The sequence below is a fragment of the Thermus caldifontis genome, from assembly GCF_003336745.1.
Taxonomy (GTDB): Bacteria; Deinococcota; Deinococci; order Deinococcales; family Thermaceae; genus Thermus; species Thermus caldifontis.
This window is the reverse complement of record NZ_QGMX01000022.1, coordinates 19,005-40,011: the sequence shown is the minus strand read 5'-3', so window position 1 is coordinate 40,011 and position 21,007 is coordinate 19,005. Positions and strand designations below refer to the sequence as shown.

Sequence of the window (21,007 nt, the reverse complement as noted above, 5' to 3'; positions counted from 1 at the left end):
CGGCTTCGTGCGGAGCTGGAGGCCCTGCAGGCCCGGTTTGAGGCCGAGGTGGCCCGGCTCAAGCTCCTCCTTCTGGAGGAGGGCAGGTCCTTCCCCGAAGAGAGTAGCATGGGGGCGTGAATGCGCTAGAGCCCCTTTTGGAGTTCTTGTCCATCCCCTCCGTATCCACCGACCCAGCCCATAGGGAAGACGTTCGCAAGGCGGCCCTCTGGCTGGCAGAGAGGCTTAGGGAGCGGGGTTTCCTCACCGAGCTCCACGAGACCCCGCTACACCCCATCCTTTACGCGGAGCGCCTCCTGGACCCCAAGGCCCCCACGGTCCTGGTCTACGGCCACTACGACGTCCAGCCCCCGGATCCCCTGGAGCTTTGGGAAACCCCCCCCTTCGTCCCCACGGTGCGGGAGGGGAGGGTCTACGCCCGGGGAGCCTCCGACGACAAGGGGCAGCTTTGGGCCCATGTGGCGGCCCTCGAGGACCTGCCCGCCCGGGTGAACGTGAAGCTGTTGGTGGAAGGGGAGGAGGAGATCGGCAGCCCGAGCCTTCTTCCCTTCGTGCGGGAGCACCGGGAGAAGCTCAGGGCCCACGTGGTCCTTATCTCCGATGGGGCCATGTTCGCCCCCCTCACCCCCACCCTCACCTATGGCCTGAGGGGCCTGGCCTACCTGGAGGTGCGCCTGAAGGGGGCCCGGCGGGACCTCCACTCCGGAAGTTTCGGCGGCGTGGCTCCCAACCCCATCCAGGCCATGGGGTGGATTCTTTCCAGGTTAAAGGACGAGAAAACCGGGAGGATTCTGGTTCCTGGCCTTTACGACCGGGTGCGACCGGTTTCGGAGGAGGAGAAAAGGCTCTGGCCCTCCTTGGACGAGGAGGCCTTGAGGAGGGAGCTTGGGGTGGAGGTGCTGCCTGGGGAGGAGGGCTTTAGCCCCTTGGAGAGGCTTTGGACCCGGCCCACCCTGGACCCCAATGGCATCTGGGGAGGGTACCAGGGCGAGGGTTCCAAGACGGTGATCCCCGCCGAGGCGGGCTTCAAGGTGTCCTTGCGCCTGGTGCCGGACCAGGATCCCGAGGAGGTGGCCCACCAGGTGGAGGCCTACCTGCGGGGGATCTGCCCGCCCGGTTACACCATGGAAATCCTCCGCCTCCACGGGGGTAGGCCGGTCCTCACCGATCCCTTTAGCCCCCCCATGCGCCTTATGGCCAAGGCCCTGGAGGAGGTCTGGGGTAGACCTCCCGTATACACCCGGGAAGGGGGGAGCATCCCGGTGGTGGCGGAACTCCAAGAGGCTTTGGGAGCCCCCATCGTCCTCTTGGGCCTGGGGCTTCCCGACGACAACCTCCACGCCCCCAACGAGAAGTTTGACCTGGTGAACCTGGAGAAGGGCATCGCTACTTTAAGGCGCTTCTACGGGCTTTTGGCCCAAGGGGGCTAGGCGGGGTGGGGAGGCTCTGGGAGCGGTACCAGCTTCCCCTCTACCTGGGGGCGGCCTGGTTGGGGGCGGGGCTGGGGCTTTGCTTCCCCGGGCTTGCCTCCTGGGGGAAGAGTTTTCTTTGGCCCGCCCTGGCGGTTCTCCTCCTCTTCACCTTCCTCCAGGTGCCCTTCCGTACCCTGCGCCAGGCCTTTAGAGATCGGGCCTTTTTCCTGGCAGGGGTGGTGGGGAACTTCCTCCTGGTGCCCCTTTTGGTCTACGGCCTCCTCCACCTCCTGCCCCCGGATCTGGGGCTCCGCCTGGGGGTGGCCCTGGTCCTCCTGGTGCCCTGCACCGATTGGTTTCTGGCCTTTAGCCACCTGGGCCGGGGGGATATGGCCAAGGCCCTGGTCCTGACGCCCCTGAACCTCCTTCTGCAGCTCGCCCTTCTGCCCCTTTACCTGCTCCTGTTCTTCGGGGAGGCGCTATGGGCCTACCACCCGGACCCAGCCACCCTGGTGGGGGCGGGCCTGGTGGTCCTCCTGCCCCTTTTCCTGGCCTTCTCCCTTCAGGGCCGCCCCTGGGGAAAGGCGCTAGCGTCCCGGACCGCCTCCTGGCCCGTGCCCCTTCTGGCCCTGGTGGTCTTCCTGGTGGCCCTGGGGCATGCGGGCCTTCTTGCCGGGCTTTGGGGGTATCTTTTCCTCCTGCTTGGGGTTTTCCTCCTCTACCTGGCCTTGGCCTTGGGGCTTTCCCTTTTCCTGGCCCGGGCCTTCCGCCTTCCCGCCAAGGCGGGAAGGACCTTGGCCTTCAGCCTGGGCACCCGGAACTCCTTTTTGGTGCTCCCCTTAAGCCTAGCCGTACCCGAGGCGGGCTTGGCTCCCCTGGTCATCGTGTTCCAGTCCCTGGTGGAGTTACTGGGGATGGTCCTTTTCCTGCGCCTGGTTCCCCGGCTGTTTTAGGGTTTCGGGGACCGCTCGCTTGGCCGCCCCGAAGGGGGCCACCTTGAAGATGAGGGCCTCCCCCACCCGGCCTGTGAGGACGGGGACCACGGCGCTTTTGGCCACCTGGGCACAGAAGGGCACATCGGCCTCGAGGCCCACCCCCTTGAGGGCCGAGGCGGCGGCGGAGAGGGTGAGGGCCTCCAGGGGGTCCTGGAAGTTGCGCTTCACCGCCAGGGCGATCCTGGCCCCATCCTCGGGTTCCACCTCCCCCAGAAGCCCCAGGTACTCCGCCAGGACCCCGGCGGTGTAGAGGTCGTCCAGACCCACCCGCCCCTCCTTGCCGGCAGCCAGGATGGCCACCTCCTCCGTGGCCAGCTCCCGGGCCAGGCGGGCGGCGGCGTGGGCGTTAAAGAGGGAGGCCAAGAGCACGTGCTTGGCGGTCCTTGCGGCCACGTGGGCGGCCTTGGTGCCGTTGGTGGTGCTCATCACCACGGTCTTACCCCCCACCGGGGCCTCCAGGGCCTCCCGGGGGGAGTTCCCCAGGTCAAACCCCGGGGGCTTTAACCCCCCCACCTCCCCTGCCAGGAGCACGTCCCGGTCCTTGAAGGGCCGGGCGGCCTCGAGGCTCGGCACCAGGTACAAGGCCTCCGCCCCCGCCTCCAGGAAGCAGACGGCGGTGGTGGTGGAGCGGATCACGTCCACCACCAGGACCACATCGGGGTAGACCAACTCCTCCGTGGGGAGAACGTCCACCTTCAAGCGCATGGAAGATCCTCCGACGGGGTTTCCTCAGACCAGGCCAAAGGCCACCTCCTCCAAAAGCCTGGGGTCCGCCACCTCCACCATCCCCGAGGAGAGCCGCAGGATGCCTTGGTCCTTTAGCTGGTGGAGGACCCGGGTGGTGGTCTCCCGGCTCACCCCGGCCAAAGCGGCCAGGTCCTGGTGGCGGAGCTGGAAGTGGGGCCCCTGCCCTTGGCGGAGAAGCTTTAAGAGGGCGTAGGCCACGCGGCTTCTGGCCTCCTCAAAGGCCAGAAGGTCCAGCTCCAGGTTGAGCTCCCTTAGGCGGCGGGCCAGAATCTTGGCCAGGTTGTGGGCGAAGAGGGGCAGGCGGCGGATGAGCCCAAAGTAGGTCTCCCGGTAAAGGACCAGAAGAAGGGTGTCCTCCTCCGCTACGGCGCTGGCGCTTCGTTCCCCCCCGTCCAAAAGGCTCATCTCCCCGAAGACCTCCCCGGGCCCCAGGAACCCCAGGATCTTTTCCTGGCCTCCCAGATGGGTGCGAAAGAGGCGCACCCAACCCTCCTCCACCAGGTAAAGGGCCTGGCCCAGGTCCCCCTGGTGGAAGATGGGTTTGCCCTTGGGGTAGGTCAAGGGTTGGAAGTAGGAGCGGGCCAGGTGGATTTCCTCCGGGCCCATATCCTGGAAAAGAGGGGATGCGGGCATCGGCCTTACTCTAACCGAGGCTTCATCTTTTGCCTAGAGGATGAGAGGGTGAACCCGGTCTTGGAGGCTAGGGACCTGGGATTCTCCTACGGGAACGGCTACCTTTTCCGGGGGCTTTCCTTAAGGCTAGGCCCCGGGGAGGCCCTGGCCGTCTTGGGCCCCTCGGGGAGCGGCAAGACCACCCTCCTCCACCTCCTGGCGGGGCTTCTTTCCCTGCAGGAGGGGGAGGTGTACTGGGAGGGAAGGCCCATCCGGGGCCTTCCCGAGGGGATGTTGGCCAGGAAGCGGCTCCGTTTTATGGGCCTTGTATTTCAACACCACTTCCTCTTCCCTGAGCTCACCGCCTTGGAGAACGTTCTGGCCCCCGGCTACCTGGCAGGCCAGGTGGACCGGGGCCATGCCCTTTGGTTCCTTTCCCGGCTGGGCCTTAGGGAACGGGCGGATTTCCTTCCCCAAAGGCTTTCGGGTGGGGAGCGGCAGCGGGTGGCGGTGGCCCGGGCCCTTTACCTTAGGCCCAGGCTCCTTTTGGCGGACGAGCCCACCGCTAGCCTGGACCGCACCCAGGCCAAAGAGGTGCTCAGGCTCATGGAGGAGCTGGCCAAGGAGGTGGGTGCAGCCCTCCTTCTTTCCACCCATGACGAGGCCTTGGTGGAAGGCTTGCCCACCTTGCGCCTTTAAAATGGGGCGGTATGAGCCCCATCCACGTGCGGGGAGCCAAAGGAGATGTGGCAGAAAAGGTGCTTCTGCCTGGGGACCCGGGCCGGGCGGAGTGGATCGCCACCACCTTCCTTGAGGAACCCAGGCTCTACACCTCCCACCGGGGGCTTCTGGGCTTCACCGGGCGGTACCGGGGGGTGCCGGTTTCCGTGCAGACCACGGGCATGGGGGCCCCTTCCGCCAGCATTGTGGCCGAGGAGTTGGTGAGCCTGGGGGCCAGGGTGCTTCTTCGGGTGGGCACCTGTGGAGCGGTGGACGAGGGCCTTGCCCCCGGGGACCTGGTGATCGCTCAGGGGGCGGTGCCCCTGGATGGGGCCACCCGGCAGTACCTGGAAGGCCGTCCCTATGCGCCCGTGCCCGATGCCGAGGTTTTCCGCGCCCTCTGGAGGCAGGCGGAGGGAAGGGGTTACCCCCACCATGTGGGGCTTGTGGCCACCGAGGATGCCTTCTACGCCACCACCCCTGAGGGCGCCAGGGCCTGGGCCCGGTACGGGGTTTTGGCCTTTGAGATGGAGGCCAGCGCCCTTTTCCTTCTGGGTAAGATGCGGAGGGTGCGGGCAGGGGCGATCCTCACGGTTTCCAACCGCATCGGCGACCCGGAATTGGCCCCTCCTGAGGTCCTGCAGGAAGGCGTAAGGCGTATGGTGGAGGTGGCCCTCGAGGCCCTTTTGGAGGTGTAGCATGGCCCACCAGCACGAAGGCGAGCACGAGTTCATCCTGGAGATTCCCGAGTTTGAGCACCTTTCCTACGAGGTGGAGGAGGGCATCGCCCTGGTTACCTTAAGGCGGCCCGAGGCCCTAAACGCCCTCTCCCAGGACCTCTTGCGGGAGCTTGCCGAGGTGGCCGAGGTCATCCATCAGGACCCCGAGGTCCGGGTGGCCATCTTCACCGGGGAGGGTAAGGCTTTTGCTGCGGGAGCGGACCTGAAGGAGATCGCTGCCCTAAAAGACCCCTTCATGGCCCGGGAGTACGCCCTCTTGGGGCAACAGGTCTTTGCCGAGATCGCCGCCTTACCCCTCCCCACCATCGCCGCCATCCACGGGTACGCCCTGGGGGGAGGGTTGGAACTGGCCTTGGCCTGCGACCTGAGGGTGGCCTCCAAGGAGGCCAAGCTAGGCCTGCCCGAGGTGGGGCTTGGCCTCATCCCGGGCTTTGGCGGCACCCAGAGGCTTCCCCGCCTCATCGGCCGGGGCCGGGCCCTGGACCTCATCTTCACCGGGCGGCACGTGTCCGCGGAGGAGGCCTTAAGCCTGGGTCTAGTGAACCGGGTGGGGGAGAATGCTTTGGAGGAAGCCAAGAAGCTGGCCCAGAAGATCATGAAAAACGCCCCCATCGCCCTGGCCCTGGCCAAGGAGAGCGTGGTGCGGGGCGAGGGGCTGGACCTAGCCGAGGCCTTGGAGATCGAGGCCGACCTCTTCGGCTACGCCTCCGCCACGGAGGACATGAAGGAGGGGGTGCGGGCCTTCCTGGAGAAGCGGGCGCCGAACTTCAAGGGGGAGTAATACCACCCCACCCTGGCTTGGGCCAGGGTGGGGGCCCCGGAAAACGCCTTGGGGTGGCCGAGAACTCGGTGTAGCTCAAGGAGGGATGCACGGGAAAAGGTTATGAGGGCGAGCCCTTTCCCTTGGGGAGGGGGCTGGGCTTGACCCTCCGCCTTCTTTTAGGGCATGGGGGTGTGGGTGGGTGTGGCCATCCGGGGTGTGGTGTAATGTGGAGGTGCCCATGACGGGAGAGCGCGTTGTCCACGTGGCCAGCCCTAAGGCCAAGCTGTACGCCGAGGCCGACCAGTCCATTCGCGAGCGCCTAAAGGCCTTTCCCAAGGCCCTTAAGGCCTACGAGCTCCTCATCCAAGACCCCGAGGCCCGGGCCGGCTGGAACATGGCCAACTACATCACCATGCGCAAGCTGGGCTACAACGACCACGGCCGGGTCCACGCCCTCCTCACCGGGGCGGCCAGCGTGGCCATCCTGGCCCTTCTGGCCGAGGCGGGGGTGCGCCTGGACACGGTGGAGTCAGGGGCCGGGGAGCTGGAGGACGCCTACGTGGTGGTCCTCCTTGCCACCATGCTCCACGACCTGGGCAACCAGGTGCACCGGGACCACCACGAGGCCTTTGGCGTTACCCTGGCCCTCCCCATCCTCAACCGCATCCTGGAGAAGATCTACCCTGACCTCGAGCAACGCACTGCCCTTAGGGCCCTCATCCTCCACGGCATCTACAGCCACGACCTCTCCCCAGAACCCCTCACCGTTGAGGCGGGGGTTACCGCCGTGGCCGATGGCACCGACATCACCAAGGGCCGGGGGCGGAAGGCCTTCGCCTTGGGAAGCATCGACATCCACTCCATCAGCGCCTTGGCGGTGGACGAGGTGCGCATCCTGAAAGGGGAGAAGGTGCCCGTGGAGATCCAGGTGACCATGAACAACTCCGCGGGCATCTTCCAGGTGGAGGAAACCCTCACCAAGAAGGTGCTCCGTAGCCCCTTAAGGCCCTACGTGAGCGTGGTGGCCATGACCGAGGGGAACGGGGACCAGGACCAGCGCATCGTCCACCGGGTCCGGCTCCACGAGAGCGAGGACCGCTTTGTGCTGGACTGAGGCGGTCCCGCTCCGATCAGGCCTGGGGCCAGAGTTCGCGGATCTCCTTGGGAAGCAGGTTCAGCACGTCCCGGATCTCCCCTTCGGAGACCTTCTGAGAAAGCACCTTGAACACCGCTCGGGCGGCGGCCTCCGGGTCCAGGGCGGGTCCCGAGGGGGTTTTAAGCTCCCGGGCCACCTGGGCCAGGAAGGCCTCCTTGTGCCGTTCCTTGAGGGGTTTGCCCGTGGGATCCCAACCCTCGTAGAAGAGGCCCCGGATGAGCATGGGGAGCTCGGCGGCCAGCTGGGCGGTTTCCTCCACGGTGAGGCGATCCCGTAGGGCATGGAGCACGGCCCTAAGGGCCATGTACGCCCGGTGGCGGTCCTCTATGCCCAGGGTTTCCATGATCCCTTTCAACCAGCTGTGGGTTTTGTGGATGGTGGTGTCGAAGACCTCGAGGCCAGTGGCGCTCATACCCTACCCCTCCTTTCCTTCATTCATCATCATAAATCTTGAGCATGCTCTTGTAAAGATGGGCCTCCCCCGGACTGGGGGAGGGTTTCCCTGGGCTTGGCCTTCAGGGGTTAGCGCCTCGCCGCCTCTTTGGTGAGCTGGCGTTTGAGGATCTTCCCCACGCTGGTTTTGGGCAGGCTATCGCGGAACTGGATGATGCGGGGGACCTTGTAGGCGGCGAGGTTTTGCCGGCAGAAGGCTTCTATGTCCTTTTCCGTGACCTTGCCCCGGTACTCCTCCTTGAGGACGAGGAAGGCGGCCACGGTTTCCCCACGGTAGGGGTCGGGCACGCCCACCACGGCGGCTTCCTGGACGGCTTCGTGCTGGTAGAGGACCTCTTCCACCTCGCGGGGGTAGATGTTGTAGCCGCCAGCGATGATCATGTCCTTTTTGCGGTCCACGATGTAGAAGTAGCCGTCTTGGTCCATTCGGGCCATGTCGCCGGTGAAGAGCCAGCCGTCCTTGAGGGCCTTTTGGGTTTCCTCGGGGCGGTTCCAGTAGCCTTTCATGACGTTGGGGCCTTTGACGATGAGCTCCCCCACCTCCCCCAGGGGGACCTCCTGGCCCTCCTCGTCCACCACCTTGGCCTCCACCCCGGGGAAGGGTAGGCCCACGCTTCCCAGCTTGCGGGGGCCGTGGAGGGGGTTGCAGTGGGTTACCGGGCTGGCCTCGGTGAGGCCGTAGCCTTCCACCAGCTTGGCCCCGGTGAGCCTTTCAAAGCGCTCGGCCACCTCCACCGGCAGGGGGGCCGAGCCCGAGATGCAGGCCCGCACGCTTTTCAGGTTCCGCCCTTCAATCCCCGGGAAGTTGTTGAAGGCCACGTAGAGGGTGGGCACCCCGGGGAAAAGGGTGACCCGGTGCTTCTCTATGGCCTCCACCATGGGCTTGATCTCAGGCCGAGGCAGAAGGACCAGCTTGGCCGCACCCAAAAGGGCCAGGTTCATGGCCACGGTCATGCCGTAGACGTGGAAGAAGGGGATGGCGCCCAGCACCACCTCCTTTCCCTCCTGGAAATCGGGGATCCAGGAACGGACCTGAAGGGCGTTGCTGGAGAGGTTTCGGTGGGTGAGCATGGCCCCCTTGGCTACCCCGGTGGTGCCCCCGGTGTACTGCAAGAGGGCGAGGTCGTCCAAGTCTAGGGGTATAGGCTGGGGCTGGCCCGGCTTGAGGAAGGCCCGCCAGGGGATGCCTTCCAGGTCCTTGGGAGCCTGACCCTTCCGCTTCAGGGCAAGGGGGTAGAGGAGGTTCTTGGGGAAGGGCAGGTAGTCCTGGATGCCTGTGCGCACCAGAATCCCCACCGGGGCCTCCGCCTTCACCTCCTGATAGCGGGGGAGGAGGAGGTCCAGGATCACCAGGGCCTTGGCCCCCGAGTCCAGGAGCTGGTGCCGTAGCTCCCGTGGGGTGTACATGGGGTTGGTGTTCACCGCCACGCCCCCGGCCAAAAGGGTGCCGTAGAAGGCGATGACGAACTGGGGGGAGTTGGGGAGCATGATGGCCACCCGGTCCCCGGGTTTCAGGCCCGCCTCCTGCAGGCCTTTGGCGAAGGCCTCCACCTCTTGCCAAAGGCCTTGGTAGCTAAGACTTCGCCCCAGGAACTCCAGGGCCACCTTCTGGGGGTAGCGGCGGGCGTTTTCCCGCAGGAGTTCGGTGAGCAGCCAGGGCCTGGGGGCCTCTTTGGGGACCCCGGGATCGTAGTGAACGTACCAAGGATGCATGGTACCTCCTTGAACCGGGTCAAAGTTTACCCTCCTAGGACCCTGGGGGCAAGGGGTTTAGGCCCGGAAGTACCGGTAGGTGGGGCCTTCCCGCGTTACCTGCCCCTCGAGGCGCAGGTACTCCAGGTGGGCCAGGGTTTCGGCGAAGGCGAAGCGCCGGCCAGGGGCGTCCAGCTCCTGGGGGAAAAGCCTCAAGGAGAGTTCCCAGGCGGTCATGGGGGCTTGCAGGTGGGCGAGCAGGATTTCCAGGCGCTCCTGGTGGTGGGCGAAGAGTTCTTGGGCCCGCTTCCTCACCTGGGGGATGGGGCCAAAGTGCCCCGCATAGGCCACCTGGGCGGGAAGCTCCATCAGGCGTTTTAGGGACGTCAAAAAGTCCTTCAGGGGATTCTCCCGGGTGTAGGCCCATAGGCCCACGTTGGGGGAAACCCGCTCCAAAAGGGCATCCCCCGCCAGCAAGACCCCTTCTTCCTCCAGGAAGAAGGCCACGTGCCCGTCCGCATGGCCGGGGGTCCAGACCACCCTAAGCCTCTTGCCGGCCACCTCCAGCAGGTCCCCATCCCTCAGGGACAGGGGGTTTTGCGGAGGGTGGACCCGCTTGCGGGTCTTGGCCATGGCCTCCCGGATGCCCCAAAGGGCCTCCTCCGGGGTGCCGTGGTCCAGGAAAAGCCGAAAGCTCTTCTCCTCAAGGGCCTCGGGCTGGAGCCAGAAGAGGTGGCCCCGGCCTAGCTCCTCCTCATGCAAAAAGACCCGGGCCCCAAGCCCCTCAAAAAAGCCCGCCAGCCCGTAGTGGTCTGGGTGGTGGTGGGTGAGGAGGACGGTCTTGACATCGGGAAAACACAGGCCCAGCTCCGCCAGGCTGAGCTCCAGGGTGCCCCGGGCGGTCTTGGTGCCCAAGGCGGTGTCCAGAAGGGCTACTTCCCCGTTGCCCTTAAGGAGGTAGAGGTTCACCGCCTTTAGGGGGTAGGGGATGGGCACGGGGATCTGGTAAAGCCCAGGGAGAAGCTCTTTCATAGAAGCTTCCCCAGGAGGAGCAAGGCGGCCAAGAAGGGATCGGGTTCAGGGAGGTGCCAGGGGAAGAGGTAGCTACCTTGGCCATCTCCCCGGACCTCTTTCCCTTCCAGGGCCTCCTCGAGAGCCTTCAGGACCTCCGCTGGAGGGAGAACCTCCCCCCCGGGAAGAAGGGCAGCCAGGCGGTCCGCATCCCCATCCAGGGCCAAGCCCACCGCCGGGGGTTCCACGGCCCTCATGAGGGCGAGAAGGGTGGGGAGGTTTTCCGGCTTGGGGTCGGGGTCCACCCCGTAGAAGAGGGGGTGGGGGAGGGGATGGAGTTCCCTAAGCTCCGCCTCGAGGCCCAAAAGCCCAAAGACCCCCGGCAAAAGCCCACCCCCGGCACCCCCTAGGGTGTCCAGGTAGACCACACCCTTTTTCCCCGTGGCCCCCTGGCCGGCGTTCCCTGCCAGGTGCTCCAGGTAGGCCCTTTTCCGGTCCAGGAGCTGGAAGTTCCCCCGGGCCTCAGGGACCTTTTCCGGGAGGGGGACCTCCTGGCCAGAGAGGGGTTTCCCCGGCCCGAGGCGGAGCTTCACCCCCTGGTAACGGGCGGGCTTGCGGCTTGCGCTGAGGTAAAACCCGGCCGCTTCCAGCTCCCCTAGGGTGAAGGCAAAGAGGGGAAGGGGGACGGGGCCTTTGAGGAGGAAGGCCTTAAGGCCGAGACCCGCCAGCACCCCTGCCGCTTCCTCCGCCATCTCCTTGGCCAGGAAACGGGTGTCGTGGGCCACCACCACCTGGTCTATCCCCTCCGCCCTGGCCCGTTCCCCAAACCCAGCGGCCAGCCTGGACACCTGGGCGAAGGTGAAGCCCTTAGCGATCTCTCCCAAAAACCCATCCTGCGTGGGGTAGAGCTCCATGCCTTAGAGTCTACCCCGTGGTAGACTCGGCCCGTGGACGCCCCTTTGACCCAGCCCTCGGAAGAGGCGCTCCTCTCCTCCCTGAACGAGGCCCAACGCCAGGCGGTGGTGCACTTTGAGGGGCCGGCTTTGGTGGTGGCGGGGGCGGGAAGCGGCAAGACCCGCACCGTGGTCCACCGGGTGGCCTACCTCATGGCCAAGCGGGGGGTATACCCCTCGGAGATCCTGGCGGTCACCTTCACCAACAAGGCCGCCGAGGAGATGAAGGAGCGACTCAGGCGCATGGTGAAAGGAGCGGGAGAGCTTTGGGTTTCCACCTTTCACTCCGCCGCTTTGCGCATCCTTAGGGTCTATGGGGAACGGGTGGGGCTTAGGCCGGGGTTTGTGGTCTACGACGAGGACGACCAGACCGCCCTCCTCAAGGAGGTGCTGAAGGAGCTGGGGCTTGCCGCACGCCCCGGGCCCATCAAGGGCCTTCTGGACCGGGCCAAGAACCGGGGGGAGGCCCCCGAGTCCCTCCTTTCGGAGCTTCCCGACTACTACGCGGGGCTTAGCCGGGGAAGGCTTTTGGATGTGCTGAAGCGCTACGAGGAGGCCCTCAAGGCCCAGGGGGCCTTGGACTTCGGGGACATCCTCCTCTATGCCCTGCGCCTTCTGGAGGAGGACCGGGAGGTCTTGAAGCGGGTGAGGAAGCGGGCCCGGTTCATCCACGTGGACGAGTACCAGGACACCAACCCCGTGCAGTACCGCTTCACCAAGCTTTTGGCGGGGGAGGAGGCCAACCTCATGGCCGTGGGGGACCCGGACCAGGGGATCTACTCCTTCCGCGCCGCCGACATCAGGAACATCCTGGACTTCACCCGGGACTTTCCCGGGGCCAAGGTCTTTCGCCTCGAGGTGAACTACCGCTCCACCGAGGCTATCCTGCGCTTTGCCAACGCCCTCATCGTCCATAACGCCCTCCGCCTGGAAAAGACCCTAAGGCCCGTGAAGCCGGGGGGGGAGCCCGTGCGCCTCTATAGGGCTAAGGACGCCCGGGACGAGGCCCGCTTCGTGGCCGAGGAGGTCTTGCGCCTGGGGCCCCCCTTTGACCGGGTGGCGGTGCTTTACCGCACCAACGCCCAAAGCCGCCTCCTGGAGCAGGCCCTGGCCTCCCGGGGGATCCCGGCGCGGGTGGTGGGCGGGGTGGGGTTCTTTGAGCGGGCGGAGGTGAAGGACCTTTTGGCCTACGCCCGGCTCAGCCTAAACCCCCTGGACGGGGTGAGCCTGAAGCGGGTCCTCAACACCCCCCCGAGGGGCATCGGCCCGGCCACGGTGGAGAAGGTGGAGGCCCTGGCCAAGGAAAAGGGGCTTCCCCTCTTTGAGGCCCTCAAGGTGGCGGCGGAGAGCCTATCCCGCCCCCTTCCCCTGCGCCACTTCCTGGCCCTTATGGAGGAGCTTCAGGAGCTGGCCTTTGGCCCTGCGGAAGGGTTTTTCCGCCACCTCCTCGAGGCCACCGACTACCCCGCCTACCTGAAGGAGGCCTACCCCGAGGATTACGAGGACCGGCTGGAGAACGTGGAGGAGCTCTTAAGGGCCGCCAAGGAGGCGGAGGGGCTCATGGAGTTTCTGGACAGGGTGGCCCTTACCGCCCGGGCCGAGGAGCCTGGGGAGCCTGGGGGTAAGGTGGCCCTCATGACCCTGCACAACGCCAAGGGCCTGGAGTTCCCCGTGGTCTTCGTGGTGGGGGTGGAGGAGGGGCTTTTGCCCCACCGCTCGTCCTTGAACACCCTGGAGGGCCTCGAGGAGGAGCGCCGCCTCTTCTACGTGGGGGTGACCCGGGCCCAGGAGAGGCTTTACCTCTCCTATGCCGAGGAAAGGGAGGTCTACGGTCGCCTGGAGCCCAGCCGGCCAAGCCGCTTCCTGGAGGAGGTGGCTGGGGGGCTATATGAGGAGTACGACCCCTACCGTACCCCCTCCAGGACGCCCCCCCTCCACCGGCCCAAGCCCGGGGCCTTTAAGGGCGGGGAAAGGGTGGTCCACCCCCGCTTCGGCCCGGGCACGGTGGTGGCGGCCATGGGGGATGAGGTGACCGTGCACTTTGAGGGGGTGGGCCTGAAGCGGCTTTCCCTCAAGTACGCGGACCTGAGGCCCTTGGGGTGAAGCCATGCGGCCCGAGTACCACAAAACCCGCCCTTTGGCCTTCCTTTACCGGGCCCCTTCCCCCCTCTTTGACCGCTTGGTGGCGGAGGTAGCCACGGCCCGTCTTCCCCTTTTCCCCTACCCGGTAGAGGCCCAGGACCCCTGGGCCTTGCTGCCTTGCCTGGGGCCCTTGGGCCTGGCGGGGGCGGTCTTGGCGGAGGCTGTGCCCCCGCCCGAGAAACCTCCCCTGAACCTCTTCCTGGAGCCCGAGGCCAAGGAAGCGGGGCTTTTGGACCTTTTGCTGCCCCGGGTGGGGGGGGTCGCTGGGCAGTATACGGAAGGCTTGGCCCTGGAACGGCTTCTTTCCACCCACTTCCCCGGGGCTAGGGGGCTATGGCTTGGGCCCTTACGGCCTTCCCTGGCCCCTTTTTTGAGGCCCTTGGCCCAGGTTTCCGTGGTGGCCGGAAGCTTCGCCGAGGGGGATCGCTTCCTTTCCCGCCTGCCGGAAAGGGCCCGGGGGCATGTGGCCCTAAGGCCGGAGGAGGTGAGGGCCCTTTCCCTAAAGGCGGACCTTCTCCTCTATGTGGGAGGGCGGCTTAACCTGGAAATACTCCAGCCCTTTCACGCCCTTCTGGCCCTGGCCCCGGTGGAGAAGGGGGCTTGGGAAAGGGTGCAGGTGGTCTACCCCCCGGAGGACCTCCTGGGCTATAGGGTGAGGGGGGTCCTCGAGGGGCTCGGCTACCCCCTTTGACGGGCCTCTCGGGCCAGAAACCCCATGCTAAGGGCGATGAGGAGGAAGGCGATCAGGGCCTGCAAGGGGATGGGGAACTGGGGTATGTACTCCACGTTGCAGGGCACCGGGGGCTTGCAGGCCAGGGTGAAGAGGTCGGGGAAGCGCTGCTCCAGGAGATGTAGGGTGCTGAATCCGCCCCCGATGAGGGAAAGGGTAAGGGCATAGGGCCAGACAGCAAGGTCCTGCCGCCAAAGGGCTAGGCCCAGGAGGACCGCCTGCGGGTACATGAAGATGCGCTGGTACCAACAGAGCTCGCAGGGCAAGAAAAGCCGCACCTCGGAGTAGTAGAGGCTTCCCAAGGTGGCCACCAGGGCCACCACCCAGGCGAAGGCGAGGAGGAAGGGAGCGCGGTTCATGGGGAGAGCATACCGCTAGACTAAGGCTCATGGCGGAAGCCGAACTCCAAGAGGGCGAAGACTTCTATTGGGAGGAGGGGCGGATGGTTTTCACGGAGGCGTATCTCCGCAAACGGGGGCTTTGCTGCGGTTCGGGTTGTCGCCACTGCCCCTGGCCTAAGGGGGAAGAGGAAGCTTAGGCTTCCAATAACGCCTCCACAAAGGCCTCCGCGTCAAAGGGCTGGAGGTCGTCGGGGCCTTCCCCCACCCCGATGAACCGGATGGGCACCTTGAGGGTGCGCACGATGGGGATGAGGACCCCGCCCTTGGCGGTGCCGTCCAGCTTGGTGACGATGACCCCCGTAAGCCCCACCGCCTCGTGGAAGCGCTTGGCCTGCTCGAGGCCGTTTTGCCCGGTGACGGCGTCCAGCACCAGCCAAACCTCCTTGGGCTCGTCGGGGTCTGCCTTGGCGATGGCCCGCTTCACCTTCTTCAGTTCCTCCATGAGGTTGTGCTTGGTGTGGAGGCGGCCTGCGGTGTCCACCAGAAGGAGGTCGTACCCCCTGGCCTTGCGGGCGCTGGCGGCGTCAAAGGCCAAGGCGGCGGGGTCGGCGCCTTCCGGCCCTTGGATCACGGGGATGTCCAGGCGTTTCCCCCATTCGGAAAGCTGAGCCCCCCCAGCGGCGCGGAAGGTGTCCCCGGCGCAGAACATGACCTTCTTGCCCAGGTTTCGGTAGTAGCGGCCCAGCTTGGCGATGGTGGTGGTCTTGCCCACCCCGTTCACCCCCACCACCAGGACCACGTGGCCCTGGGGTTCTACGGGCTTGGGGTTTTGCGGGCGGAAACCCAGCTTCCTCAAGGTGGCCCGGCGCTCGTCCGGCTCCAGCATCTGGACCAGCTGTTCCTTGACCGCCTCCTTCAGGTCCTTCCGCCCCGAGGCCTTCACCTCGGCGAGGAGCTCCTCGGTGGCCTCGAGGCCCACATCGGCGGCAAGGAGGGCCATCTCCAGCTCCTCCAAGACCTCTTCGGGACTCCCCCCCCAGGGGATGGCCTTGAGGAGGGTTTCCCGGGTCTTGGCGAGGCCGGCTTTCAGTCGGTCAAAGAAGCCCATGGGTTTCCTGCCCTTTTCCCGGAGGACCCCTTAGCGGAAGCTGACCCCCAGGGCGAAATGCCAGACCTTGGGGAACTGGGCGAAGCCGTAGACGTACGTGGCCTCGGCGAAAAGGCCCGTGTAGGGGTCCAGTAGGCCCTCCACTCCCCCGGTGATGCCCACCCCTGCGGTGAGGCTTGGCCCCACCACGGCGCTAAGCCCCCCGCCGAAGTAGGGGAGGAGGCCCTTTAGGCTGGGGTCGTACTGGCCCAGGTCGGGTTTAAAGAGGAGGGCGGCCTCCAGGGCCACCCCCGGGGCTGCCGGGGCCAGCATGGCGGCAAGCCGGCCGGAGAGGTTCTGTCGCAGACGACTTTCCAGCCCAGCTCCAAAGGTAAGGCCCAAACCTTCCCCGTAGCCGAACCGCATCTGAATGGCGCTCTGGGCGCTGGCCATTCCTAAAAGCAGGAGGAAGGCAAGGAGAATCCGCTTCATGGCTTCAGTATACCCCGGCTTGTGGGGTGTTTCACGAGGTGCCCTTCCCTAGGGCCCGGGCCAGCCGGGCAAGGACCCGCTCCTTGCCCAATAGGGCCATGATCTCAAAAAGCCCCGGGGTTTCCAGGCTTCCCGTGAGGGCGGCCCTTAGGGGCTGGGCCACCTGGCCCAGCTTGAGGCCTTTTTCCTGGGCGAAACCCCGGAGGAGGGCATCCAGGGCGGCCTCGCTCCAGTCCTCCTGGGCCCTTAAGAGGGCCTCCACCTCCTTTAGGATGGGAAGGCCTTCCCTCAGCTTCTCCAGGGCTTTGTCCGCAAAGGGGTAGTCCTCGCTGAAGAGGTACGGGGCCTTTTGCGGAAGCTCCTTCAAGGTGTCAAACCGGGGGCGCATGAGCTCCACCGCCCGCCCCAAATAGGCCTCGTCCGGCCAAGAGAGCCCCGCTTCTCTCAGGAAGGGTTTCACCCTTTCCGCCACCTCCTCCAGGGAGAGGACCTCGCGGATGTACTTGCCGTTGAGCCAGCGGAGCTTCTCCAGGTCAAAGACCGGTCCTCCCAGGGAAACCCGCTCCCAGGTGAAGGCCTCGATGAGCTCTTCGAGGGTGAAGATCTCCCGCCCATCGGGCATGGAGAAGCCCATGAGGGCCAGGTAGTTGCGCAGGGCCTCGGGCAAAAACCCCTCCGCCCGGTACCACTCCAAGGAGGTGTGGCTCTTTCGCTTGGAGATCTTGGTCTTGTCCGGGTTTCTAAGGAGGGGCATGTGGTAGAACTTGGGCACCTCCCAGCCAAAGGCCTGGTAGAGGAGGACGTGGATGGGGGTGGAAACCAGCCACTCCTCGGCCCGGATCACGTCCGTCACCCCCATCAGGTGGTCGTCCACCACGTTGGCCAGGTGGTAGGTGGGGTAGCCGTCGGACTTGAGAAGGACCACGTCGGGGATCTCCCCGTTGTCGTAGACCACCACCCCCCTAAGTTCGTCCCTCACCTCCGTGGTGCCGGGCCTTGGCACCTTGAGGCGGATCACGTGGGGCTCGCCCCTTCTCGCCCGTTCCTCGGCCTCCTCGAGGGGGATGTTGCGGGCGCGGCCGTCATACCCTCCCTTTTCCTTGCGGATCCTTTCCAGCTCCTCGGGGGTCTCAAAGGCCCGGTAGGCCCATCCCCGCCGGAGAAGCTCCTCGGCGTGCTTTTGGTAAAGGGGTAGCCGCTCCGACTGGCGGTAGGGCCCGTGGGGCCCACCGATGTCGGGGCCTTCGTCGTAGGAGATGCCAAGCCACCCAAGGGCGGCCAGGATGCGTTCCTCCGCCCCCGGCACATAGCGGGTGCGGTCGGTGTCCTCAATGCGCACCAGAAAGCGCCCTCCGTTTTTTCGTGCCCAAACGTAGTTGAAAAGGGCGATATACGCCGTCCCCACATGGGGGTCCCCCGTGGGGCTTGGGGCGATGCGGGTCACCACCATACCTCGCCCATTATCTCACCCAGGGCTAAAAGTTGGGCCTTACCCTGAAGGGTAATGGACGGGGAGCTTTTGGCCAAGGGGTTGCGCAAGCGCTACGGCTCCAGGGAGGTGGTGCGGGGGGTGGACCTACGCCTCAAGCGGGGGGAGATCGTGGCCCTCTTCGGCCCCAACGGGGCGGGGAAGACCACCACCTTCTACATGGTGGTGGGGTTCATCCGGCCCACGGGGGGGCGGATTTTCCTAAAGGGGCAGGAGGTGAGCCGCCTTCCCATGCACCGCCGGGCCCGGCTGGGCCTGGGGTATCTGCCCCAGGAGCCTTCCGCCTTTCGGCGGATGACGGTGCTGGAAAATCTCCTGGCCGTTTTGGAGTTCCAGCCCCTTTCCCGCAAGGAGCAGCTGGAGAAGGCCAAGGCCCTTTTGGAGGAGCTTTCCATCTACCACCTCAAGGACCAGATGGCCTACGCCCTTTCCGGGGGGGAGCGCAGGCGGCTGGAAATGGCCAGAGCCCTTTGCACGGACCCCGATTTTATCCTCCTGGACGAGCCCTTCACCGGGGTGGACCCCAAGAACGTAAAGGAGATCCAAAAGGTCATCGCCGAGCTCCGGGAGAGGCGGGGGGTGGGGGTCTTCATCACCGACCATGCGGTGCGGGAGACCCTGGCCATCACCGACCGGGTTTATGTGATGTACGACGGAGAGATTCTCTTCCACGGCGACCCCGAGACCTTTGCCCGGGACCAGGGGGTACGGAGGCACTACCTGGGGGAGGACTACGAGCTTTAGGCCATGACCTTCTGGGCCCTTCTCGTCCTGATCCTGGTGCTCTCCGCCCTGGTGGCCTACCTGGGGGACAAGGTGGCCAAGTGGGCGGGGAAGCGCCATTACCGCCTTTTTGGCCTGAGGCCCCGGCAGACCGCCACCCTGGTGGCGGTCCTCACGGGGGTGGGGATCGCCCTCTTCAGCTACCTGGGGTTTCTCCTGGTGTTCCGGGAGGCCCGGGAGGTGATCCTCGAGGCCCAGGCCATCCGGGCGGAGCGGGACCAGCTTAGAAGGGAGCAAGAGGTCCTTCTGCAGGCCAAGGCGGCCATGGAGGCGGAGGCCAGCAGGGCCCTGGCGGAACTCAACGCCTTGAGGGAGGAAAGGAGAGCCCTGGTCCAGGCCCTGGAGCAGGCCGGCATGGTGAGGAGCCGCCTGGAGGAGGAGGCCAAGGCCTTAGCCTCCCAGGTGAAGGCCCTCCTTAAGGAGCGGGCGGCCCTACAGGCGGAGCGCCAGGCCCTGGCCCAGCTTCTGGAGGAAAGAAACCAAGAGTTGGCCAAGAAGACGGCGGAGCTTGCGGAGAAGGCTCGGGAACTCAAAAGCTTGGAGGGGCGCTTGACCGCCCTCCAGGAGGCGGCCAAGCGGGCGGAGGCGGAAAGGGCGCGTCTTGCCGAGGAAAAAAGGCGCCTGCAGGAGGATGTGCTTCAGGCCCTCGCCCGCTTGGAGGAAACCCGGCGGCAGCGCCAGGCCCTGGCCCAGGAGGTGGAGGCTCTTAAGGCCAGCCTCGCTAAGGCCCGGGAGGAGCTTCGCCAGACGGAGGGAAGGGTTAGAAGTCTCCTGGTGCAAGCGGAGGTGCTCCAAGGGGAGCGGGGCCAGCTGGCCCAAAGCCTGGTCCGGCTTAGCCAGGGCCTTTTCCTGGGGGAGGTACGGCTGGGGGCGGAGGAGGGGAGGGAGGTCCTGGAGCGGGTGGCGGAACGGCGGGCACGGCTACAGGGTTTCCGGGGTGTGGAGCTTTTGGGGGAGGCTAGGGGTCCGGGCCTAGCGGTGCTGGAGGGGGCGGGGTACCAGGAGGAGAGGCTTCTCGTGCGGGTGCGCTTTTATCCCGAGCGCAAGGCCTTTGCCGCCGGGGAGGTTCTGGCCTCCCGCACCTTCCGCCTCTCCACCCCGGCCCGGGATCAGGAGGTCCTCGAGGGCCTGGGGGAGTTGGTACGAAGGAAGCTTTTGGAGGCGGGCCTTCCCCCGGAGTACGCCACCTTCCCCTCCTCCGAGGAGCTGGCCCGGGGGCTTAGCCTCCTCCAGGGGAGAAAGGGGGTGGTGCGGGTGGGGGTGGTGGCGGCCAAGGAGGTGTGGACCACGGAAAAGCCTCTGCTTTCCTTCCAGCTCCTAGGCGGGCCTCCGGGCCCGGAGGTACCGGTCCCGACCCGCCAGGTCCCGTAGCACCTCCACATCTATCCATCCCCTGGCCTCTAGTTCCCTGGCCAGAAGCCCCACGTTTTCCGGGGCCAGTTCCAGGAGGAGAAACCCCCCCGGCTTGAGGGCTTGCCGGGCCTCCTGGGCCAGGGGCCGGGCCACATCCAGCCCCTCCCTTCCCGCATAGAGGGCCTGAGGGCTTTCAAAGGCCAGTTCCCGGGGCGCTTGGGCCCGGTAGGCCTCGGGCAGGTAGGGGGGGTTGGAGACAAGGAGGTCCAGATCCTTCAACCCGCCGGTGAGGGGAGCCTGAAGGAAGGCCACCTCCAGGCCCAGCCTGCGAGCGTTCTCCCGGGCTAAGGCCAGGGCCTTGGGATCGGTGTCCGTGGCCCACACCTGGGCCTCCGGAAGGTGTTTTTTTAGGGCAAGGGCGACGGCCCCGGTGCCCGTGCCCACGTCCAGGATGCGGGGGGCATGGGGCAAGGGGAGGCTTAGGGCCAGCTCCACCAGGCCCTCCGTTTCCGGGCGGGGGATGAGGACCCCTTCAGCCACCTTGAGGGGCAGGCCAAAAAACTCCACCTCCCCCAGAAGGTACTGCAGGGGATAGCCTCCAAGGCGCCTTTCCAAGAGGGTCAGGGCCTTTTCTTCCGTACCTGGGGGTGGGGCTTGGGGGAGATGGAGGAGGAGCTCCTTGCGGGAAAGGCCCGAGGCCAAGGCCAACAGGTCCAGGGCCTCCCCTTCGGGAAGCCCTGCAGTCCTAAGCCTCTTTTGGAGTTCCCGCAGGAGCCTGACCACGGGGGTAGACCACCACGTGCCGCTCCTCCCCCTCCCCTTGGCTTTCCGTGGTCACCTGGGGGTGGTTTTTGAGGAGCATGTGCACGATGCGGCGCTCGGAGGGGCGCATGGGAGGAAGGTGCAAGGGCTCCTGGGTCATGGCCACGGTGAGGGCGGCCTCCTCGGCGATCCTGCGGATCTTTTCCTCCTGGCGCTTGCGGTAGCCGGCGGCGTCCAGGACCACCCGGTAGGTCCCACCGAAGTGCTTGGCCAGCACCACCCCGGCCAGGTACTCCACCGCCTTCAGGGTGCGCCCTTCCTTGCCGATGAAGCGGCCCAGGTCCCCGCCCTTGACCTCGGCCTTGAGGATGTTGCCTTCCTGGCGGATCTCCACGTAATGGGCGGGGTCCAGCCGCAGGAGGAGGCCCACCAGGAAGTTCTCCAAAACCTCCTTGGGCCCTTTTTCTGCAGGCTCCTTGCCTGCCTCCTTTAGCTCCACCTCCACCGGGGCTTCCTCCAGCACCCCCAGGTCGGAGAGGAGGTCGTCAATGCTCTTTTTCTTCTCGTCCATGCC

23 protein-coding genes are annotated in these 21,007 nt (G+C 66.1%); 11 read left to right on the top strand and 12 right to left on the bottom strand.

All coding sequences use genetic code 11. From position 1 onward, the window contains the following. Positions 1-116: 116 nt before the first annotated feature. Together DK874_RS10785 and DK874_RS10780 are read left to right on the top strand one after the other, a co-directional pair. On the top strand, positions 117-1,430 hold the full coding sequence (locus DK874_RS10785) for a dipeptidase (RefSeq protein ID WP_114314028.1): 1,314 nt from the start codon (positions 117-119) through the stop codon (positions 1,428-1,430). A 5-nt stretch (positions 1,431-1,435) separates the two neighbouring features. After that, entirely contained in the window at positions 1,436-2,365 is a 930-nt protein-coding gene (locus DK874_RS10780) for an arsenic resistance protein (RefSeq protein WP_114314027.1), read from the top strand. Here the strand turns inward: DK874_RS10780 and DK874_RS10775 are convergent. Together DK874_RS10775 and DK874_RS10770 are read right to left on the bottom strand one after the other, a co-directional pair. After that, positions 2,318-3,112 carry a 2-phosphosulfolactate phosphatase gene (locus tag DK874_RS10775; RefSeq protein WP_114314026.1) on the bottom strand — a complete coding sequence of 265 codons (795 nt, stop codon included), beginning with the start codon at positions 3,110-3,112 and terminating at the stop codon, positions 2,318-2,320. The genes DK874_RS10780 and DK874_RS10775 overlap by 48 nt on opposite strands. 24 nt (positions 3,113-3,136) lie before the next feature. Continuing rightward, a complete protein-coding gene (locus DK874_RS10770) occupies positions 3,137-3,787 on the bottom strand; it encodes a Crp/Fnr family transcriptional regulator (protein WP_114314025.1) in 651 nt (216 codons plus the stop codon). A gap of 48 nt (positions 3,788-3,835) precedes the next feature. Here DK874_RS10770 and DK874_RS10765 point away from each other — a divergent pair, with 48 nt between their 5' ends. The 4 genes from DK874_RS10765 (at position 3,836) to DK874_RS10750 (ending at position 7,103) form a co-directional block, all read left to right on the top strand. After that, on the top strand, positions 3,836-4,465 hold the full coding sequence (locus tag DK874_RS10765; RefSeq protein WP_114314034.1) for an ABC transporter ATP-binding protein: 630 nt from the start codon (positions 3,836-3,838) through the stop codon (positions 4,463-4,465). An 11-nt stretch (positions 4,466-4,476) separates the two neighbouring features. Beyond that, positions 4,477-5,184 (top strand): phosphorylase family protein, encoded by a 708-nt coding sequence (locus DK874_RS10760; protein WP_114314024.1) that lies wholly within the window; start codon positions 4,477-4,479, stop codon positions 5,182-5,184. Between the two features lies 1 nt (position 5,185). After that, positions 5,186-6,007, top strand: coding sequence for an enoyl-CoA hydratase/isomerase family protein (locus DK874_RS10755; protein WP_114314023.1), 822 nt, complete (start codon positions 5,186-5,188; stop codon positions 6,005-6,007). A 220-nt stretch (positions 6,008-6,227) separates the two neighbouring features. Continuing rightward, positions 6,228-7,103: an HD domain-containing protein gene (locus DK874_RS10750; protein ID WP_114314022.1), complete on the top strand. Its 876-nt coding sequence runs from the start codon at positions 6,228-6,230 to the stop codon at positions 7,101-7,103. 16 nt (positions 7,104-7,119) lie between these two features. Here the strand turns inward: DK874_RS10750 and DK874_RS10745 are convergent, their stop codons facing one another. From DK874_RS10745 to DK874_RS10730, 4 genes are all read right to left on the bottom strand, one after another. After that, positions 7,120-7,557: a DUF2267 domain-containing protein gene (locus tag DK874_RS10745; RefSeq protein ID WP_114314021.1), complete on the bottom strand. Its 438-nt coding sequence runs from the start codon at positions 7,555-7,557 to the stop codon at positions 7,120-7,122. Between the two features lie 110 nt (positions 7,558-7,667). After that, positions 7,668-9,311: a long-chain-fatty-acid--CoA ligase gene (locus DK874_RS10740; protein ID WP_114314020.1), complete on the bottom strand. Its 1,644-nt coding sequence runs from the start codon at positions 9,309-9,311 to the stop codon at positions 7,668-7,670. Between the two features lie 57 nt (positions 9,312-9,368). Beyond that, complete coding sequence (locus DK874_RS10735; RefSeq protein WP_114314019.1) at positions 9,369-10,322, bottom strand: MBL fold metallo-hydrolase; 954 nt, start codon at positions 10,320-10,322, stop codon at positions 9,369-9,371. Next, entirely contained in the window at positions 10,319-11,215 is an 897-nt protein-coding gene (locus DK874_RS10730; RefSeq protein ID WP_114314018.1) for a phosphohexomutase domain-containing protein, read from the bottom strand. Before DK874_RS10730 ends, DK874_RS10735 begins: the two co-directional genes overlap by 4 nt. A 33-nt stretch (positions 11,216-11,248) precedes the next feature. Between DK874_RS10730 and DK874_RS10725 the strand changes: the two genes are divergently transcribed. Both DK874_RS10725 and DK874_RS10720 read left to right on the top strand, forming a co-directional pair. Next, entirely contained in the window at positions 11,249-13,357 is a 2,109-nt protein-coding gene (locus tag DK874_RS10725; RefSeq protein ID WP_205387582.1) for an ATP-dependent helicase, read from the top strand. Positions 13,358-13,361: 4 nt separating this feature from the next. Further along, a complete protein-coding gene (locus DK874_RS10720) occupies positions 13,362-14,087 on the top strand; it encodes a hypothetical protein (protein ID WP_114314017.1) in 726 nt (241 codons plus the stop codon). Here the strand turns inward: DK874_RS10720 and DK874_RS10715 are convergent. Beyond that, positions 14,075-14,485: a disulfide bond formation protein B gene (locus DK874_RS10715; protein WP_114314016.1), complete on the bottom strand. Its 411-nt coding sequence runs from the start codon at positions 14,483-14,485 to the stop codon at positions 14,075-14,077. The genes DK874_RS10720 and DK874_RS10715 overlap by 13 nt on opposite strands. A gap of 29 nt (positions 14,486-14,514) precedes the next feature. Between DK874_RS10715 and DK874_RS11685 the strand changes: the two genes are divergently transcribed. Further along, positions 14,515-14,664: a C1orf53 family protein gene (locus DK874_RS11685; RefSeq protein ID WP_162798785.1), complete on the top strand. Its 150-nt coding sequence runs from the start codon at positions 14,515-14,517 to the stop codon at positions 14,662-14,664. On the opposite strand, the gene ftsY is transcribed toward DK874_RS11685, so the two are convergent. The 3 genes from ftsY to gltX are packed head-to-tail and all read right to left on the bottom strand — an operon-like array spanning position 14,661 to position 17,496. Then, positions 14,661-15,575, bottom strand: coding sequence for a signal recognition particle-docking protein FtsY (gene ftsY / locus DK874_RS10710; protein WP_114314015.1), 915 nt, complete (start codon positions 15,573-15,575; stop codon positions 14,661-14,663). The two genes, DK874_RS11685 and ftsY, sit on opposite strands and share 4 nt — an antisense overlap. A gap of 30 nt (positions 15,576-15,605) precedes the next feature. Next, positions 15,606-16,046 (bottom strand): hypothetical protein, encoded by a 441-nt coding sequence (locus DK874_RS10705; RefSeq protein WP_114314014.1) that lies wholly within the window; start codon positions 16,044-16,046, stop codon positions 15,606-15,608. Positions 16,047-16,077: 31 nt separating this feature from the next. Continuing rightward, a complete protein-coding gene (gene gltX / locus DK874_RS10700; RefSeq protein WP_114314013.1) occupies positions 16,078-17,496 on the bottom strand; it encodes a glutamate--tRNA ligase in 1,419 nt (472 codons plus the stop codon). Positions 17,497-17,550: 54 nt separating this feature from the next. On the opposite strand from gltX, the gene lptB reads away from it, so the two are divergent. Both lptB and DK874_RS10690 read left to right on the top strand, forming a co-directional pair. Next, positions 17,551-18,279 carry an LPS export ABC transporter ATP-binding protein gene (gene lptB, locus DK874_RS10695; RefSeq protein WP_114314012.1) on the top strand — a complete coding sequence of 243 codons (729 nt, stop codon included), beginning with the start codon at positions 17,551-17,553 and terminating at the stop codon, positions 18,277-18,279. Positions 18,280-18,282: 3 nt separating this feature from the next. Continuing rightward, positions 18,283-19,689, top strand: coding sequence for a DUF3084 domain-containing protein (locus tag DK874_RS10690; protein ID WP_114314011.1), 1,407 nt, complete (start codon positions 18,283-18,285; stop codon positions 19,687-19,689). On the opposite strand, the gene prmC is transcribed toward DK874_RS10690, so the two are convergent. Together prmC and DK874_RS10680 are read right to left on the bottom strand one after the other, a co-directional pair. Then, a complete protein-coding gene (prmC, locus tag DK874_RS10685; RefSeq protein ID WP_114314010.1) occupies positions 19,636-20,454 on the bottom strand; it encodes a peptide chain release factor N(5)-glutamine methyltransferase in 819 nt (272 codons plus the stop codon). The genes DK874_RS10690 and prmC overlap by 54 nt on opposite strands. Beyond that, entirely contained in the window at positions 20,417-21,004 is a 588-nt protein-coding gene (locus DK874_RS10680) for a Jag family protein (RefSeq protein WP_114314009.1), read from the bottom strand. The genes prmC and DK874_RS10680 overlap by 38 nt, the downstream gene beginning before the upstream one ends. Between the last annotated feature and the right edge of the window lie 3 nt (positions 21,005-21,007).